Source organism: Rhodobacter maritimus (genome assembly GCF_058747975.1).
The window spans coordinates 2,241,535-2,258,313 of record NZ_CM179095.1; the positions used below are offsets into that span (position 1 = coordinate 2,241,535).

The window sequence follows — 16,779 nt, forward strand, 5'->3', positions numbered from 1 at the left end:
AGTCCCGCATTGCGCGGCGCGCGGGCGCAGGCTAAACCGCGCGCCATGACCAATCGCCCGCCCCTCCCGCCCGAAATCGCCCGCCGCCGGACCTTTGCGATCATCTCGCATCCCGACGCCGGGAAAACCACGCTGACCGAAAAGTTCCTGCTGTTCGGCGGCGCGATCCAGATGGCGGGCCAGGTGCGTGCCAAGGGCGAGGCGCGGCGCACGCGCTCGGACTTCATGAAGATGGAGCAGGATCGCGGGATCTCGGTCTCGGCCTCGGCGATGTCCTTCGAATACCGGCAGTTCCGCTACAATCTGGTCGACACGCCCGGCCACTCGGACTTTTCCGAGGATACCTATCGCACGCTGACCGCCGTGGATGCCGCGATCATGGTGATCGACGGCGCGAAAGGCGTGGAAAGCCAGACGCGCAAGCTGTTCGAGGTGTGCCGGCTGCGCGACCTGCCGATCCTGACCTTCTGCAACAAGATGGACCGCGAAAGCCGCGACACGTTCGAGATCATCGACGAGATTCAGGAAAACCTTGCCATCGATGTGGCGCCGGCAAGCTGGCCCATCGGCATGGGGCGCGATTTCCTTGGCTGCTACGACATGCTGCACGACCGGCTGGAACTGATGGACCGGGCCGACCGCAACCGCGTGGCGGAATCGATCAAGATCGCCGGGCTGGACGATCCGGAGCTGGAAAAGCACATCCCGGCCGAGCTGCTGGCCAGGCTGCGCGAAGAGATCGAGATGGCGCGCGAGCTGCTGCCCGCCTTCGACCGCCAGTCCTTCCTTGAAGGGCACATGACGCCGATCTGGTTCGGCTCTGCGATCAACTCGTTCGGGGTGAAGGAGCTGATGGACGGCATCGGCGAATTCGGCCCCGAGCCGCAGGTGCAGAAGGCCGCCGAGCGCGATGTCGCGCCCGAGGAAAGGCCCGTCACCGGCTTCGTCTTCAAGGTGCAGGCCAACATGGACCCCAAGCACCGCGACCGGGTGGCCTTCGTGCGCATGGTCTCGGGGCATTTCGAGCGCGGCATGAAGCTGACCCATGTGCGCACGAAAAAGCCCATGGCGGTCTCGAACCCGGTGCTGTTCCTGGCCGCCGACCGCGAACTGGCCGAAGAGGCCTGGGCGGGCGACATCATCGGCATCCCGAACCACGGGCAGTTGCGCATCGGCGACGCGCTGACCGAGGGCGAGGCGCTGCGCTTCACCGGCATCCCCTCTTTCGCGCCCGAATTGCTGCAATCGGTGCGCGCGCTTGACCCGATGAAGGCCAAGCACCTCGACAAGGCCCTGATGCAATTCGCCGAGGAAGGCGCCGCCAAGGTGTTCCGCCCGATGATCGGTTCGGGCTTCATCGTGGGCGTCGTCGGCGCGCTTCAGTTCGAGGTGCTGGCCAGCCGGATCGAGATCGAATACGGCCTGCCGGTGCGTTTCGAGCCCTCGCAATTCACCTCGGCGCGCTGGATCGGCGGCCCGAAGGCCGAGATCGAGCGGCTGATCAACATCAACAAGCAGCACATCGCCACCGACCATGACGGCGACCCGGTCTTCCTGACGCGCCTGCAATGGGACATCGACCGCGTCCAGCGCGACTATCCCGAGGTCAAGCTGAGCGCGACGAAAGAGATGATGGTGTGACCGGGGGGGGGCCTCAACACGTGAGCCTTGGTTCGACGGACTCAAGGCGTTGCTGATTACTCTCGTGGTTATCGGCCATGTGCTAGAAAGCTGGATTCTTCACTCCGGTATCGCGCGCACCATCTACAACGCGATTTACATGTTTCACATGCCGGCGTTCATCGTGCTTACGGGCTCCTTTTCCGGGCGCGGCGATGTGCTCTCCAAGGCACTTCGCTTCGCTGCTTTATATGTTCTGGCACAAACGGTTTTTGCACTTTGGTATTCATATATCGAAGGTGGAAGGGCTGCTCCGGTTACCTATCCAGTTTTCGCACTTTGGTTCCTGCTAGCCATGCCTTTCTGGCTGCTGCTTACTCCCTTAATGCTGCGCTTTGGAATCTTTGCAGTTCCCCTCTCTATCGTTCTTGCACTTTTGGCGGGCTACGTTCCGCAAGTCGGCCATAATCTTTCATTATCGCGCTGCTTTGTATTCTTGCCTTTTTTCGTTCTCGGCGCGCAGATTGGACCTGAGCATCTCGCACGATTACGAATGCTCCCTCTCGCGGTTGCGGTCATCGGCCTCATTGGATTGCTGGCTCTTAGTTGGATGACCATTCCAGAAAACTTTGCATCGGCACTGTTTCTGCACAAACATAGCTATACCGATCTGGGACTTGGCGGCGTTTACGGACCAGTGTGGCGTACTTGGGCGCTGGTTTTGGGTTTCCTCGCAGGAGCATTCATCTTCGCTCAAGTCCCGGACCGACAACTTCCTCCGTTCGTAGAAAGAATCGGGAAAAATACTCTGCCAATCTATATTTTTCACACGGTTATCATCGGCACCTTACAAAGAACAAAGCTACTGTCGCAGTCGCCTGACAGCGCAGCGGTTATTTTCGGCTTCAGCGTTACGCTACTTTGCTTGTGGGGATTTTCCCACCCAACATTCGTGCACGCAACGCGCTTTCTTTGGGCGCCTCCGGCACGCTAGTTGCGCGCAATAAAGCATTGTCGGCTTCGGACTCGCCTCGGGTCTTGCTCCATCACATTCAACCCACCGTCAGCTCCATCCCCAGATCGCAGGCCAGCACGCGCGAGACCGGGCAGCCGGCCTTCGCGGCCTCGGCGGCCTTGCGGATCACGGCCTCGTCGCCCTGGCCCTGCACGCGCACATGCAGCATCGATTCCTTGATGGTGAAGCCGCCGCCGTCCTTGACCATCGTCACCCTTGCGGTGGTGTCGATCCCCACATCCGTGACCCCGGCTTCGGCAAGCCCGGCCGAAAGCGCCATCGAGAAACACGCCGCATGCGCGGCGGCGATCAGCTCTTCGGGGTTGGTGCCGGGGCGGCCCTCGAAGCGGGTGTTGAAGCCATAGGGCTGTGCGGCAAGCGCCCCGCTTTCGGTCGAAACGGTGCCCTTGCCGTCCTTCAGCGCACCTTCCCAATGCGCGGAACCTGATTTCACGATCATGCCATCCTCCTGTCTTGCAAGGGCGGAACGCGCCCGCGGCCGGGCGGTTCCGCGGTTGGCGCCTGCCGCCTTCGGCCCGGACATATCGCCGCGCGGGCCAACCTGACGGAACTGGCGCTTTGAAAAGACGCCCGAACAGGATAAGCCTTGGGCGCAATAAAAGAAACGGGTGCTTTAATGATGACTCTTGGGTTCAATCGCCGCCACATGCTTACGCTTCTTGCCTTGGGGGGGGCCGCCGCCCTTGCCGGCTGCGGAGGCGGGCAATGGCAGACCGAGTATCAACCGGCCGGACCGTCCGCGCGCGACTGGTCGCTGGCGGGGGTGGACGTTACCGTTCCGGCGAACCTGACCGTGTCCGAGGACAACTCGGTCTACGTTCCCAAGGCCGATATCGTCTGGCAGGCCGAAGCCGCGGGGGACCGGCGCGCGCAAGTGTCGCGCATCTTGCAAGAAGGGATCGCGGCGGGTGCGCGCGGCCTGAAAGGGCCCCGGCGCGTGCGCTTCCGCGTCACGCTGGAAACCTTCCACGCGCTCAACATCAAGTCGCGCAAATCGGCCCCGAAAGGCACCGGCGTGCATGACATCCGCTACCTGATCGAGGTGGTCGACGCGGCCAGCGGCGCGGTTCTGGTGCCCGCGCAGCGCATCGCCGCCGATTTCCCCGCCTATACCGGCGCCGAGGCCGTTGCGGCCGAAGCGCGCGGCGAAACCCAGCGGGTGCGCATCGTGGCACATCTTGCGGCCACGACGGCGGGCTGGCTTGGCCTTGGGCCGGACAATCGCACCACCTTCTCGCGCATGGGCGGCTGAGCAGCGCCGGGCCGGGGTCCGGTCAGCTATCGGACCCCAGAAGCCGGTGATATTCCTGAATGGCGAAACGGTCCGTCATGCCGGCCACATAATCCAGCACGACCCGCGCAAGCGCGGTGCGGTCCGCCGCGCGGGCGACCTCGTCCTGCCAGTCCTCGGGCAGCAGTGCGGGATCGTCCAGAAACAGCGGGAAAAGCGCGTTGACCATCCCCGTCACGCGGCGGCGTTCCTCCACCACGCTTGGCGCGCGATACATGCGCGTGAACAGAAAGCCCTTGAGCGCCTTGAGGTTCTGGTAGAGCGGCTTGGAAAAGCGGATGATCGGCCCCTCCATCGCGCGGATGTCATCGGCGCTTTCGGGGCAAAGCGACACAAGGCGGTTCTGCGCCACGGCGATCACATCCTCGACCATCACGCCGAAGACGCGGCGCAGCGCCTCGTGGCGGCGGCGCGTGGGGTCAAGCCCCGGATGCAGGCGGTCGACCTCTTCGAAGCAGGGGCCGATGGTGGGCAGCTCCATCAGATCCTCTTCGCTGAAAAGCCCCGCGCGCAGCCCGTCATGCAGGTCATGGTGGTTATAGGCGACATCGTCGGCCACCGCGGCCACCTGCGCCTCGGCCGAGGCGTTGGTGTGCAGCTCCAGATCCCATTCGGCATTCACCTCGGCCAGGGCATAGGACAGATCGCCCGTCACCGGCCCGTTATGCTTGGCAATGCCTTCCAGCGTTTCCCATGTCAGGTTCAGCCCGTCAAAGCCGGCATAGTGCTTTTCCAGCCGGGTCACGATGCGCAGGGCCTGCGCGTTGTGGTCGAACCCGCCGAAGGGCTGCATTAGGTCGGCCAGGGCATCCTCTCCGGTATGGCCGAAGGGCGGATGGCCAAGGTCATGGGCAAGCGCCACCGCCTCGGCCAGATCGGTATTCAGCCCAAGCGCGCCCGCGATGGTGCGCGCGACCTGTGCCACCTCGATCGTATGGGTCAGGCGGGTGCGGTAGTAATCGCCCTCATGCTCGACGAAGACCTGCGTCTTGTGCTTCAGCCGCCGGAAGGCCGAGGAATGGATGATCCGGTCACGGTCGCGCTGAAAGGGAGAGCGGAAGGTGGACATGCTTTCGGCATGAAGCCGCCCCCGGCTGTCCTCCGGCTGACAGGCATATGGTTGAAGCAAGGCCCGATCCCCTCGTCTTGTCGCGCGTTTTGCGCCATCCTATATCGAGGGAGACAGGAAAGAACAGGTCCGACGATGCTTAACATTCCGCCGAAGGTCACGCCGCGCGCCTTTTCCCGGCTGGCCCAGATCAACGAAGCCGCCGAAGCCCCCCGCGCCCTGCGCGTGGCGGTCGAGGGGGGCGGCTGCTCGGGCTTTCAATACGAGATCACGCTGGAAGACGCCCCCGCCCCCGAGGATCTGGTGCTGGAAGGCGAAGGCCAGCGGGTGCTGATCGACCCGGTCTCGCTGCCGTTTCTGGAAAATGCGGTCATTGATTTCTCGGATGAGCTGATCGGCGCGCGGTTCGTGGTGGAAAACCCCAACGCGACCAGTAGTTGCGGCTGCGGGATTTCGTTCTCGATCTAGCGCCCCCGGCCCACCCGCTTTCGGCAAGTTTCCGCCACCCGGTTTTGGTGATCTGCCAAACCGGGTTTAAGCTTTGTGCGACGGGGGATCACAAAATGACCAATGTGCTGATTCTGGGCTCCGGCCCCGAGGTGGTGCAGGCGCGCGACTGGTCGCGCGACGGCATTGATGTGATCGTGGCGATCAACCATGCCTGGCAGGTGCGCGCCGACTGGGACGTGCAGATCCACCCATGGGATTTCCCCGCCGACCGCCTGCCTCCCGCCGACAGTCCGGCCCGGATCGTGACCGAGGCGGAATTCGTCCCCGCGCAGAACGCCCATGGCGGCTTTGTCTACGCTGGCGCAACAATGGCCTTCACGGCAGGATATTGGGCGCTGAACGAATACAAGCCGCGCTGCATCGCCTATTTTGGCTGCAACATGATCTACCCCTCGAAGGGGCGGACGCATTTCTACGGGCGCGGCCACCCCGATCCGCTGCGCCGCGACATCACGCTGCAAAGCCTTGAGGCGAAATCCGCGCGGCTGCGCATTCTGGCCGCGCAACGCGGCACCGCCGTCGTCAACCTCTCTCACGAGGACAGCCGCCTGATGCTGCCCCGCGCACGGATCGGCGCGCTGCCCGGCACCCCCGCCCCCTATGACACCACCGCCGCCACCCTTGCACGGCGGCGCGAGGCGGTTCTGGACTATTACGTTCCCTCCGGGCGCTATTGGGAAGAGATCGAGCGTTTCGATCCCGCCCAGCTTGCGCGCCTCGATGCGTTGTGGCTGCGGGCCGGTGCGCTTGGCAAGGCGGCCGTCGCGGCCTAAGAAGGGGGCGCAGGCAGCCGGAGGCCCCATGAAAATCGCCACGTTCAACATCAACGGCGTCAAGGCACGCCTGAACGCCCTGATCGAATGGCTGGACGAGGACAAGGCCGATGTCGTCCTGCTGCAAGAGATCAAATCCGTCGACGAGGGCTTCCCCCGCGAGGTTCTGGAAGATCGCGGCTGGCGGGTGGAAACGCATGGCCAGAAAAGCTTCAACGGCGTGGCGATCCTGTCGAAGCTGCCGCTTGAGGACATCACGCGCGGCCTGCCCGGCGACGCGGCCGACGAACAAGCGCGCTGGATCGAGGCCACGGTGATGGGGGATCGCGCGGTGCGCGTCTGCGGGCTTTACCTGCCCAACGGCAACCCCGCGCCGGGGCCGAAATACGATTACAAACTGTCCTGGATGGCCCGCATGCGCGAACGCGCCGCGGCCCTTCTGGCCACCGAGGAACCCGTGGTCATGGCGGGCGATTACAACATCATCCCGCAGGACGAGGATGCCGCCCGCCCCGAGGCCTGGCGCGAGGATGCGCTTGCCCTGCCCGAAAGCCGCGCCGCCTTCCGCCGCATCCTCAACCTGGGCTTCACCGAGGCCTTCCGCACCCGCGTCGCGGGGCCGGGGCATTATTCCTTCTGGGATTATCAGGCCGGCGCCTGGGAAAAGAACAACGGCATCCGCATCGACCATTTGCTGCTCAGCCCGCAGGCGGCGGACCTGTTGCGCGACGTGCAGATCGACAAAGAGGTGCGCGGGCGCGACAAACCCTCGGACCACGTTCCCGTCTGGATCGAGCTTGCGGGCTGAGCGCAGCGCGGCCTAGCGGCCCGCGCCCCCCGTCACGTCGTGGCCGTAGATCCAGTCGAACCGGTCCAGAAGCTTGCCCGGCGCCAGGCGCGAGGCCGCGCGCAGCCCCAGATGGGCCACCCCGCGGCTGATCCCCGACAGGTGATAGTTGCGCGCATTGCGGTTCGCGGCCTCGACGATGGCCGCGCAGCGCGGCGCGCGGGCGGCCTGATAGGCGGCGAAGGCGGCTTCGTCGCTGTCATGCCCGGCAAGGGATTCGGCCAGAACCCAGGCGTCCTCCATCGCCATGACCGCGCCCTGCGCCAGGAAGGGCAACGTCGGATGCGCGGCATCGCCAAGGATCGCGGCGCCATGGCCGTGCCAGCGATGTGCGACCGGGTGGCGAAACAGCCCCCAAAGCCAGCATTCGTCGATCTTCGCCAGCCAGTCCGTGACCTGCGGGCAGAAATCCTCGAAGGCGGTGCGCACGGCCAGGGCATCGTCGCGCATGTTCCAGCCCTCTTCGACCCAGCGGCGGCGTTCCTCGACGGCGACGATGTTGCGCAGCCCCCCGCCAAGCGGATAGCTGACCACATGCCGCCCCGCCCCCATGAAGACCTGCGCCACGCGCGGCGCATCCTCGGCACAGGGCACCAGCGCGCGCCAGGCCACCTGATGGGTGAAGAAGGGCGCAACCTTGCCGTTCAGCGCCTGACGCACCCGCGAATGCAGCCCGTCCGCACCGATCAGAAGATCGGCCTCTTGCGTGACGCCCTGATGATTGGTCAGCCGCGGCGGATGATCGCCCAGCTCCACCTTGTCGATCTGTTGCAGCAGGCGGATCTGCACGCCGGCCGCGCGCGCGCCCTCGGCCAGAAGGTCGATCAGCCGGGCGCGATGCACGAAGCGGTATTCCTCGCCCGGACGCAGGCGCGCCATGTCCAGCCGCGCCACGCGGCTGCCGGTTTCGCCGTCGATCATCTCGACCGCCTGCGCCACCAGCCCCGAGCGCGCCAAGGAATCACCCAGGCCAAGCGCCCGCAGCACCCGCGCCCCGTTGGGCGAGATCTGAAGGCCCGCGCCCACCTCGCGGATCGCCTCGGCCTGTTCCAGCACGGTCACCTCGGCGCCGCGCAGCGCAAGCGCGCGCGCCACCGTCAACCCGGCCACGCCCCCGCCCAGCACGGTCACTTTTCTGGCTGTCAGCACAAATCACCCCCGCGAAAGAAAAACCACCGGAACCTTACGGCCCGGTGGTCCTTTGTCCTTGCGTCAGATCAAGCCGGCCGGGCGCCGGTCAGTCGTCACGATGCACGCGTTCGCGCCGCTCGTGGCGTTCCTGCGCCTCAAGCGTCATCGTCGCGATCGGGCGCGCATCCAGCCGCCTGAGGCTGATCGGCTCTCCCGTCATCTCGCAATAGCCGTATTCGCCGTTGTCGATCCGGCGCAGCGCCGCGTCGATCTTGCTGACAAGCTTGCGCTGCCGGTCGCGGGTGCGCAGCTCCAGCGCGCGGTCGGTCTCTTCCGAGGCGCGGTCGGCGATGTCGGGCACGTTTCGGGCCGATTCCGCCAGACCTTCAAGCGTTTCTGCCGACTGCTCCAGCAGCTCGTGTTTCCAGGCCAGCAGCTTGCGGCGGAAATACTCAAGCTGGCGGTCATTCATGAAAGGTTCGGTTTCGGCGGGTTTGTAATCCTCGGGGAGGAACGTTTCAGGCTTCATTTCTGATCCCTTGTTGGCGCCGGTATGTTCTGAAGTGTCACTGGTCATCTGGCGCTCCTCGCCGCGTGCCATACCCGATGTGGTGGGGGATGTCACTACCCACATTCCATCTTGGGCACCGCGGGACTACGCCTTGCGGGCATTTGAGCACGCAGATAATGTTTGCGCCGCAAGAACAGACGAAAGCAGATCCGTGCGCTTCCAATCCACCGAATCCTATGTCGCCCCCGAGGATCTGACCGTCGCGGTCAATGCCGCCGTCTCGTTGGAACGCCCGCTTCTGGTCAAGGGCGAGCCCGGCACCGGCAAGACCGAGCTGGCCCGCCAGGTCGCCGCCAGCCTTGGCCTGCCGATGGTCGAATGGAACATCAAGTCCACTACCAAGGCGCAGCAGGGGCTTTACGAATACGATGCCGTCAGCCGCCTGCGCGACAGCCAGCTGGGCGATGCGCGCGTCAATGACGTGAAGAACTACATCCGCAAGGGCAAGCTGTGGCAGGCCTTCGAGGCGCCGGGCAAGGTCGTGCTGCTGATCGACGAGATCGACAAGGCCGATATCGAATTCCCGAACGACCTTTTGCAGGAACTCGACAAGATGGAGTTCCACGTCTACGAGACCGGAGAGACGATCCGCGCCGTCCACCGCCCCGTGGTCATCATCACCTCGAACAACGAGAAGGAACTGCCCGACGCCTTCCTGCGGCGCTGCTTCTTCCACTATATCCGCTTTCCCGAGCCCGAGGTGATGCAGCAGATCGTTCAGGTCCACTTCCCCGACATCAAGCAGGCGCTCCTGTCCACCGCGCTCACGCAATTCTACGAATTGCGCGAAACGCCGGGCCTGAAGAAAAAGCCCTCCACCTCGGAAATCCTCGACTGGCTGAAGCTGCTTCTGGCCGAGGACATGGCCCCCGAGGACCTGAAACGCGACGGCGCTTCGCTGCTGCCGAAACTGCATGGCGCGCTGTTAAAGAACGAACAGGACGTGCACCTGTTCGAGCGGCTGGCCTTCATGGCCCGCGCGCGGCGCTAGCCGGGCCGCCGCATCCGGGCCATGGGGGGTCGCGCGCAGGCATTGCGCCGCCCGGCGGGGCGCATAAGACTTGTCGCAAAGAGGATTGTGGAGAATTCCCATGTCAGCGCAAGAGCCGCAGGATGCCCTTGTCATCTTCACGCCGTCGGGCAAGCGCGGGCGCATTGCCATCGGCACCCCGGTTCTTCAGGCCGCGCGCCAGCTTGGCGTCGATCTCGATTCCGTCTGCGGCGGGCGCGGGATCTGCTCGAAATGCCAGGTTGCGCCGGGCTATGGCGAATTCGCCAAGCACGGCGTCAGCGTCGCGCCGGACGCGCTGTCCCCCCGCAACGCGGTCGAAGACCGCTATGACCGCGTGCGCGGCCTGAAAGAGGGCCGCCGCCTTGGCTGCCAGGCCCGCATCATGGGGGATGTGGTGCTGGACGTGCCCCCCGAAAGCCAGGTCCACCGCCAGGTCATCCGCAAATCCGCGACCGAGCGCGTGATGCAGATGGACCCCGCCACCCGCAGCTATTACGTCGAGGTCGCCCAGCCCGACATGCACGACCCGACGGGCGATTTTCAGCGCCTTCAGGCCGCGCTGGAAAAACAGTGGCAGATCAGCGGATTGCAGGCCGACCTGCAAATCCTGCGCGAACTCCAGCCGGTCTTGCGCAAGGGCAACTGGACCGTGACCTGCGCCATCCACCACGATCATGTCGGCCCGCCTCGCCTGACCGCGATCTGGCCCGGCTATCACGACGCGCCCCTTCTGGGCCTTGCGATCGACCTCGGCTCGACCACCATCGCGGGCCATCTGGTCGACCTGACCGACGGGCATGTGCTGGCCTCCTCGGGGCTGATGAACCCCCAGATCCGCTTCGGCGAGGATCTGATGAGCCGCGTGTCCTACGCCATGATGAACCCCGGCGGCGATATCGCCATGACCGACGCGGTGCGCGACGCGCTCGCCACCCTGGCAAGCGCCCTCGCCACCGAGGCCGGCGCCGACCCGGCCGCGATCGTCGAGGCCGTGGTGGTCTGCAATCCGGTGATGCACCACCTGCTTCTGGGCATCGACCCGGTCGAACTCGGCCAGGCGCCCTTCGCGCTTGCCACATGCGACAGCCTCTCGCCTGGCGCCGCCGAAATCGGGCTGAACACGATCGCCCCGGCCGCGCGCGCCTATCTTCTGCCGCTGATCGCGGGCCATGTCGGCGCGGATGCCGCCGCGGTCGCGCTCTCCGAAGCGCCCGAGGCGCGGGACGAACTGTCGCTCGTCGTCGATGTCGGCACCAATGCCGAAATCCTGCTGGGCAACCGCAAGGGCGTTCTGGCCTGCTCCTCGCCCACCGGCCCCGCCTTCGAGGGCGCGCAGATCTCGTCGGGGCAACGCGCCGCACCCGGCGCCATCGAACGGCTCGAGATCGACCCCGCCACGCGCGAACCCCGCTTCCGCGTCATCGGCTGCGATCTGTGGTCCGACGATCCGGGCTTCGCCGCGGCCGCCCCCGCCATCACCGGCATCTGCGGCTCGGGCATCATCGAGGCAGTGGCCGAAATGCGCATGAGCGGGCTGATCGACGCCTCGGGCCTGATCGGATCGGCCGAACAGACCGGCACGCCGCGCTGCCAGCCAATGGGCCGCACGCATGAATATGTGATCCATGACGCCACCGCCTCGGGCGGCCCGCGCATCTCGGTCACCCAGGGCGACATCCGCGCGATCCAGCTTGCCAAATCCGCGCTCTATGCCGGCGCGCGGCTGCTGATGGACGAGATCGGCGTGGACCGGGTGGACCGCGTCGTCCTTGCCGGGGCGTTCGGCGCCCATATCAGCCCCAAACACGCGATGGTTCTGGGCATGATCCCCGACGTGCCGCTCGACGCCGTCACCTCGGCGGGCAATGCCGCGGGCACCGGCGCGCGCATGGCGCTCTGCTCGGTCGCCGCGCGCCGCGCGATCGAGACGCAGGTGCGCCGCATCACCAAGATCGAAACCGCGATCGAGCCGCGCTTCCAGGAACATTTCGTCGCCGCCAACGCGCTTCCCCACGCGACCGACCCGTTCCCCGAACTGGCAAAGATCGTCACCCTGCCCGATGTCAGCTTCAACACCGGCGGCTCGGGCGGCGAGGGCACGCGCCGCCGCCGCCGCGGCTGATCCTTCATCTTCGCGCAAATATCCTCGGGGGTGAATGGGCGCAGCCCAGAGGGGGCGGACAGCCCCCTTTTTTCGCCCCTCTCCCCCCTTGCAGCCGCTTGACGCGGCGCGCGCCTTGGCATACCCCTGCGCGCAGTGCGGGTGTAGTTCAATGGTAGAACGGCAGCTTCCCAAGCTGCATACGAGGGTTCGATTCCCTTCACCCGCTCCATCCCCCCGATCCTTCCGCAGCACTCTGGCCACGCCCCGCCGGACCGGCTATCACGGGCGCAGTTTCCAGCGACAGGAAGGAGAGGCCCCGATGGCCGACATCAAACGTATCGAATGCGGCCCGCGCATGAGCCAGGCGGTGATCTGCAACGGCCTGATCTGGCTGGCCGGCCAGGTCGGCGAAGCCGGCACCAGCGTCACCGAGCAGACCCGCACCATCCTTGCGGGCATCGACCGGCTTCTGGCCGAGGCAGGCTCGGACAAGACGCGGATCGTCTTGGCCCAGATCTGGATGGCCGACATGGCCGATTTCGCCGAGATGAATGCCGTCTGGGACGCCTGGGTGCCGCAGGGTCACTGCCCGGCCCGCGCCACGGGCGAGGCAAAGCTTGCCACGCCCGACTACAAGGTCGAGATCATCGTGACCGCCGTTCAGGCCTGACGCCCCTGCCCTCCGCGCCCCCGTGAAAGGGCGCGGGGGTCCGCCTCAGCCCGCCGCCGCCTCAGCCCGCCGCCGCCTCGGCCGCCAGCAGGCGGATCCGCTCGACCATCGCGCGCAACCCGTTCGAGCGTTGTGCCGAAAGGTGATCGTTCAGCCCCAGCCGCGCAAGCTCGGCCGCCGCGTCGACCTGCCCGACCTCGCGCGCGCTCAGCCCCGCATAAAGCGCATGCAGCACCGCGATCAGGCCGCGCACGATCATCGCATCGCTCTCGCCCTGGAAATCGAACCGCGCCCCGGGGCCCGTGCCCTCGATCCGCGGCAAAAGCCAGACCTGGCTTGCGCAGCCCTCGACCTTGGTGGCAGGCACGCGGAGGGTCTCGTCCAGCGGGGGCATGGCCTTGCCCAGCTCGATCACATGGCGATAGCGCTCTTCCCAGTCGTCCAGGAACTCGAACGTCTCGGCGATATCCTCGAAAGCGGTGCTGGCCATGCTCTGTTCCCCCCGGGGCTTTCTCCCCTGCCTAACGCCGCCCCGGCGCAAGGTCCAGTAGCGGCTTTTCAAAAGCCTTCCGATCGGCTACCCAGAACCCGTAGGTTCGCCCGGAGGCCCCATGAAGACGCCCGTTCTTGCCACGCTCGCCCTGTCGCTGACGCTTGCCGGCTGTGGCAGCGTTCGGGAAAGCCGCCTCAACCCGTTCAACTGGTTCGGCCGCTCGACCGAGACCGCCGCGACACTTGCGCCCGCGGGCGGATATGACAAGGCCATCGGCGACAACCGCGTTCTGGTGGAACAGGTGACCCGCTTCGAGGTGCAGCCCGCCCATGGCGGCGCGATCCTGTCGGCGGCGGGCCTGCCGCCCACACAGGGCTGGTGGGATGCCGAACTCGTGGCCGAGAATGACGGCTTCCCCGAGGATGGCGTGCTGACCTATCGCTTCGTCGTGGCCGAGCCCGTTCCCGGCACGCCCGTCGCGCGCCGCGTCCTGACGCCCGAGTCGCGCGAGGTGACGGTGGGCAAGTATATCTCGAACCAGCGCCTTGCGGGCGTGCAGCGCATCGTGGTGACGGGCGCAGGCAATTCCCGCACGGTCAGCCGCTAAGCGCCCGTCGGGGGCAGCGCCCGGCCCTGTCAGCCGGGCACGACCACCCGGACAGCGCCGCCCGCGGCGGTCAGCGCGATCTCGCCCCGTGCAAGACGCAGCGCATCGTTGCCGAAGACCTCCTTGCGCCAGCCCGTCAGCGCCGCCACATCGCGCCGCCCCGCCGCGATCCGGTCCAGATCCGACGAGTTGGCGATCAGCTTCGCGGCCACCCCGGCCTCTTCCGACTTGGCCTTGAGCAGCACGCGCAACAGATCCGCCAAAGCGGTGTTCACCTGAAGCTGCGGCCCGTCCTGGTCCACCTGCGGAAAATCCTCGGGCTTGAGGGCAAGTGCGGCCTTCACGGCGGTCATGATCCCCTCGGCAATCTCGCCCCGCCGGGCCTCGCGCAGCAAGAGCCGGGATTTCGACAGCTCTTCGGGCGTGGTGGGCTTGGTCGAGGCCAGCTCCAGCAGCGCATCATCCTTGAAGATACGCGAGCGCGGGATGTTCTTGTTCTGCGCAAACCCCTCGCGGAAGCGCGCCAGTTCGCGCACGACGGCCAGGAAGCGGCCCGAACTGGTGCGCGTCTTGACCCGCTGCCAGGCCTCTTCGGGGCGGGTGATATAGGTTTCGGGATTAAGCAGGATCGCCTCTTCCTCTTCGACCCAGGCTTCCCGGCCCGATTTCCGCAGCTCTTTCGACAGGAATTCGTAGATCACGCGCAGATGGGTGACATCGGCGATGGCATAGGTCTTTTGCGCCTCCGTCAGTGGCCGGCGCGACCAGTCGGTGAAGCGCGAGGTCTTGTCAAGCGACTGGCGCGCGATCTTCTTGACCAGCGTTTCATAGCCCACCTGTTCGCCGAAACCGCAGACCATAGCGGCGACCTGCGTGTCGAACAGCGGCACGGGAAAGACGCCGGCCTCGGTAAAGAAGATCTCCAGATCCTGCCGCGCGGCGTGAAAGACCTTTACCGTATCCTCATGGCGAAAGAGGTCGTAGATCGGTTCCAGCGAAAGATCGGGCGCCAGCGGATCGACCAGCACCGCCTCGCCGTCAGAGCCGGGCAAGGCCATCTGCACAAGGCACAGCTTCGACCAATAGGTGCGCTCGCGCAGGAATTCGGTATCGACGGTGACATAGGGCTGGGTTTTTGCCTTGGCGCAGAATTCGGCAAGGGCTTCGGTCGTGGTAAGGGTCTGCATCGGGGGCTTTCATGTCGCGCGGGGTCATCCCGCAGTCATGTTTTCTTTAGGACAGCCGCCCGCAGATGAAAAGCGCCGATAGACCAGCGGCGGGGCTTACATATACAGGGGCGCGCGGTCCCCGCCCGCAAAGCGGCGCAGAACGGCCGGGTAAAGCCGGTGCTCGGCGGTCAGAACCCGCGCGGCCAGCGTATCGGCATCGTCGCCCGGCAGCACCGGCACCCGCGCCTGTCCAAGGATCGGGCCATCGTCCAGAACGGGCGTCACCTCATGCACGGTGCAACCGGCCTCGGCATCGCCTGCGTCAAGCGCGCGCTGATGCGTGTGCAGGCCGGGATATTTCGGCAAGAGCGAGGGGTGGATGTTCAGCATCCGCCCCGCGAACCGCGCGACGAAGGCCGGGGTCAGGACGCGCATAAAACCGGCAAGGCACAGGATGTCGGGCCGGGCCGCAAGGATCGGTTCAAGCAACTCGGCCTCGAAAGCGGCGCGGTCCTTGCCGAAGGGGCGATGGTCGATGGCGGCGGTCGGCACGCCAAGCTCTGCGGCGCGTGCCAGCCCCGCCGCGCCCGCATCGTTCGAGGCCACCAGAACCGGGCGCGCCGGATGATCCCCCGTCATGCTTTCGACCAGGCGCAGCATGTTCGAGCCGCCGCCCGAAATCAGGATCGCAACGCGTTTCACAAAAGCCCGCCGGTATAGGCCACGCCCCGCCCCTCGGTGACGGTGCCGATCACGGTGACGGTTTCACCCTCCTCCTCCAGCAGCGCCTTCAGCGCCCCGGCCCGGTCGGCGGCCACGACACAGATCATGCCGATGCCGCAGTTGAAGGTCTTGAGCAGTTCGGCCTCTTCCATCCGCGCGGTCCCGGCCAGCCAGCGGAAGACGGGCGGCAGGGTCCATGCCGACAGGTCGATCGCGGCGCCAAGCCCCTCGGGCAGGACGCGGGGCAGGTTCTCGGTCAGCCCGCCGCCGGTGATATGGGCAAGCGCATGCACACCGCCCGCGCGCACCGCCGCAAGCGTCTGGCGGACATAAAGCCGCGTGGGCGCCAGCAGCGCCGCGCCAAGGCTGCCCTCCGAGAAGGGCGAGGCCGCATCCCAGCCAAGGCCCGAAAGCTCGACCACCTTGCGCACGAAGCTGTAGCCGTTGGAATGCACGCCGCTGGAGCCAAGCCCAAGCAGGACATCGCCCGCCTGCACGCCCGAAGGCAGGTCCGCACCGCGCTCCATCGCGCCCACGGCAAAGCCCGCAAGGTCGAAATCGCCCTTGTGGTACATGCCGGGCATCTCGGCCGTCTCGCCGCCGATCAGCGCGCAACCCGATTGGGCGCAGCCCTCGGCGATGCCCTCGATGATCCGCGTCGCCTGATCGACATCAAGCTTGCCCGTGGCGAAATAATCCAGGAAAAACAGGGGCTCAGCGCCCTGGCAGACCAGGTCGTTCACGCACATCGCCACAAGGTCGATACCGATCGTGTCGACATTTCCGGTGTCGATGGCGATGCGCAGCTTGGTGCCCACCCCGTCGGTCGCGCCGACCAGGATCGGATCCTTGTAGCCCGCCGCCTTCAGGTCGAACAGCGCGCCGAACCCGCCAAGGCCCGACATGGTTCCCGACCGCGCCGTGCGTTTCGCCGCCGGCTTGATCCGTTCGACAAGGGCATTGCCCGCGTCGATATCGACGCCCGCATCGGCATAGGTCAGCCCGTTCTTGCCCGTGGTCATCGCCGCATACTCCGCCAGAATTTCCGCAGCCCGGCCTTAGCGCAATGCCCGCACGGGGGCAACGGATATGGCCGCCCCCGCGCGCATATTCTTGACCCGCCGCACCAATCTGCTAGGCAGAAGCCGATCTT

18 protein-coding genes and 1 tRNA gene are annotated in these 16,779 nt (G+C 66.0%); 11 read left to right on the plus strand and 8 right to left on the minus strand.

The annotated features are described in order from the left end of the window. Window positions 1–45: 45 nt before the first annotated feature. Both AC4PTO_RS11465 and AC4PTO_RS11470 read left to right on the plus strand, forming a co-directional pair. The gene (locus tag AC4PTO_RS11465; protein ID WP_492728582.1) at window positions 46–1,641 is read left to right on the plus strand and encodes a peptide chain release factor 3; all 1,596 of its coding nucleotides are present in this window, start codon (window positions 46–48) and stop codon (window positions 1,639–1,641) included. Between the two features lie 49 nt (window positions 1,642–1,690). Then, window positions 1,691–2,614, plus strand: a complete 924-nt coding sequence (locus AC4PTO_RS11470; RefSeq protein ID WP_492728583.1) for an acyltransferase family protein — start codon at window positions 1,691–1,693, stop codon at window positions 2,612–2,614. A 58-nt stretch (window positions 2,615–2,672) separates the two neighbouring features. Here AC4PTO_RS11470 and AC4PTO_RS11475 read toward each other — a convergent pair whose 3' ends face one another. Continuing rightward, complete coding sequence (locus tag AC4PTO_RS11475; RefSeq protein ID WP_492728584.1) at window positions 2,673–3,095, minus strand: OsmC family protein; 423 nt, start codon at window positions 3,093–3,095, stop codon at window positions 2,673–2,675. Window positions 3,096–3,272: 177 nt separating this feature from the next. Between AC4PTO_RS11475 and AC4PTO_RS11480 the strand changes: the two genes are divergently transcribed. After that, complete coding sequence (locus AC4PTO_RS11480) at window positions 3,273–3,908, plus strand: DUF6778 family protein (RefSeq protein ID WP_492728586.1); 636 nt, start codon at window positions 3,273–3,275, stop codon at window positions 3,906–3,908. A 22-nt stretch (window positions 3,909–3,930) separates the two neighbouring features. On the opposite strand, the gene AC4PTO_RS11485 is transcribed toward AC4PTO_RS11480, so the two are convergent. Further along, window positions 3,931–5,076: a deoxyguanosinetriphosphate triphosphohydrolase gene (locus tag AC4PTO_RS11485; RefSeq protein ID WP_492728588.1), complete on the minus strand. Its 1,146-nt coding sequence runs from the start codon at window positions 5,074–5,076 to the stop codon at window positions 3,931–3,933. Window positions 5,077–5,151: 75 nt separating this feature from the next. On the opposite strand from AC4PTO_RS11485, the gene AC4PTO_RS11490 reads away from it, so the two are divergent. From AC4PTO_RS11490 to xth, 3 genes are all read left to right on the plus strand, one after another. Further along, window positions 5,152–5,484: a HesB/IscA family protein gene (locus tag AC4PTO_RS11490; RefSeq protein WP_492728590.1), complete on the plus strand. Its 333-nt coding sequence runs from the start codon at window positions 5,152–5,154 to the stop codon at window positions 5,482–5,484. A gap of 95 nt (window positions 5,485–5,579) precedes the next feature. After that, window positions 5,580–6,299 carry a hypothetical protein gene (locus AC4PTO_RS11495; protein WP_492728592.1) on the plus strand — a complete coding sequence of 240 codons (720 nt, stop codon included), beginning with the start codon at window positions 5,580–5,582 and terminating at the stop codon, window positions 6,297–6,299. Window positions 6,300–6,327: 28 nt separating this feature from the next. Beyond that, window positions 6,328–7,107, plus strand: a complete 780-nt coding sequence (gene xth / locus AC4PTO_RS11500) for an exodeoxyribonuclease III (RefSeq protein ID WP_492728593.1) — start codon at window positions 6,328–6,330, stop codon at window positions 7,105–7,107. A 12-nt stretch (window positions 7,108–7,119) separates the two neighbouring features. On the opposite strand, the gene AC4PTO_RS11505 is transcribed toward xth, so the two are convergent. Both AC4PTO_RS11505 and dksA read right to left on the minus strand, forming a co-directional pair. Then, a complete protein-coding gene (locus tag AC4PTO_RS11505; protein ID WP_492728595.1) occupies window positions 7,120–8,295 on the minus strand; it encodes an FAD-dependent monooxygenase in 1,176 nt (391 codons plus the stop codon). Window positions 8,296–8,383: 88 nt separating this feature from the next. After that, a complete protein-coding gene (dksA, locus tag AC4PTO_RS11510) occupies window positions 8,384–8,806 on the minus strand; it encodes an RNA polymerase-binding protein DksA (RefSeq protein ID WP_492728597.1) in 423 nt (140 codons plus the stop codon). 193 nt (window positions 8,807–8,999) lie between these two features. Here dksA and AC4PTO_RS11515 point away from each other — a divergent pair, with 193 nt between their 5' ends. The 4 genes from AC4PTO_RS11515 (at window position 9,000) to AC4PTO_RS11530 (ending at window position 12,634) form a co-directional block, all read left to right on the plus strand. Beyond that, entirely contained in the window at window positions 9,000–9,839 is an 840-nt protein-coding gene (locus tag AC4PTO_RS11515; RefSeq protein ID WP_492728599.1) for an AAA family ATPase, read from the plus strand. A 100-nt stretch (window positions 9,840–9,939) separates the two neighbouring features. Then, window positions 9,940–11,982, plus strand: coding sequence for an ASKHA domain-containing protein (locus tag AC4PTO_RS11520; RefSeq protein WP_492728601.1), 2,043 nt, complete (start codon window positions 9,940–9,942; stop codon window positions 11,980–11,982). A 137-nt stretch (window positions 11,983–12,119) separates the two neighbouring features. After that, window positions 12,120–12,193 (plus strand) — tRNA-Gly (locus AC4PTO_RS11525). Between the two features lie 90 nt (window positions 12,194–12,283). Then, a complete protein-coding gene (locus tag AC4PTO_RS11530; protein ID WP_492728603.1) occupies window positions 12,284–12,634 on the plus strand; it encodes a RidA family protein in 351 nt (116 codons plus the stop codon). Window positions 12,635–12,695: 61 nt separating this feature from the next. Here AC4PTO_RS11530 and AC4PTO_RS11535 read toward each other — a convergent pair whose 3' ends face one another. Further along, window positions 12,696–13,124, minus strand: a complete 429-nt coding sequence (locus AC4PTO_RS11535; RefSeq protein WP_492728604.1) for a SufE family protein — start codon at window positions 13,122–13,124, stop codon at window positions 12,696–12,698. A 121-nt stretch (window positions 13,125–13,245) separates the two neighbouring features. Between AC4PTO_RS11535 and AC4PTO_RS11540 the strand changes: the two genes are divergently transcribed. Continuing rightward, window positions 13,246–13,734 carry a hypothetical protein gene (locus AC4PTO_RS11540; protein ID WP_492728605.1) on the plus strand — a complete coding sequence of 163 codons (489 nt, stop codon included), beginning with the start codon at window positions 13,246–13,248 and terminating at the stop codon, window positions 13,732–13,734. Between the two features lie 29 nt (window positions 13,735–13,763). Here AC4PTO_RS11540 and rnd read toward each other — a convergent pair whose 3' ends face one another. From rnd to purM, 3 genes are all read right to left on the minus strand, one after another. Continuing rightward, the gene (gene rnd, locus AC4PTO_RS11545) at window positions 13,764–14,921 is read right to left on the minus strand and encodes a ribonuclease D (protein WP_492728607.1); all 1,158 of its coding nucleotides are present in this window, start codon (window positions 14,919–14,921) and stop codon (window positions 13,764–13,766) included. 96 nt (window positions 14,922–15,017) lie between these two features. After that, complete coding sequence (purN, locus tag AC4PTO_RS11550; protein ID WP_492728609.1) at window positions 15,018–15,605, minus strand: phosphoribosylglycinamide formyltransferase; 588 nt, start codon at window positions 15,603–15,605, stop codon at window positions 15,018–15,020. Then, complete coding sequence (purM, locus tag AC4PTO_RS11555; protein WP_492728611.1) at window positions 15,602–16,648, minus strand: phosphoribosylformylglycinamidine cyclo-ligase; 1,047 nt, start codon at window positions 16,646–16,648, stop codon at window positions 15,602–15,604. The genes purN and purM overlap by 4 nt, the downstream gene beginning before the upstream one ends. Window positions 16,649–16,779: the final 131 nt, after the last annotated feature.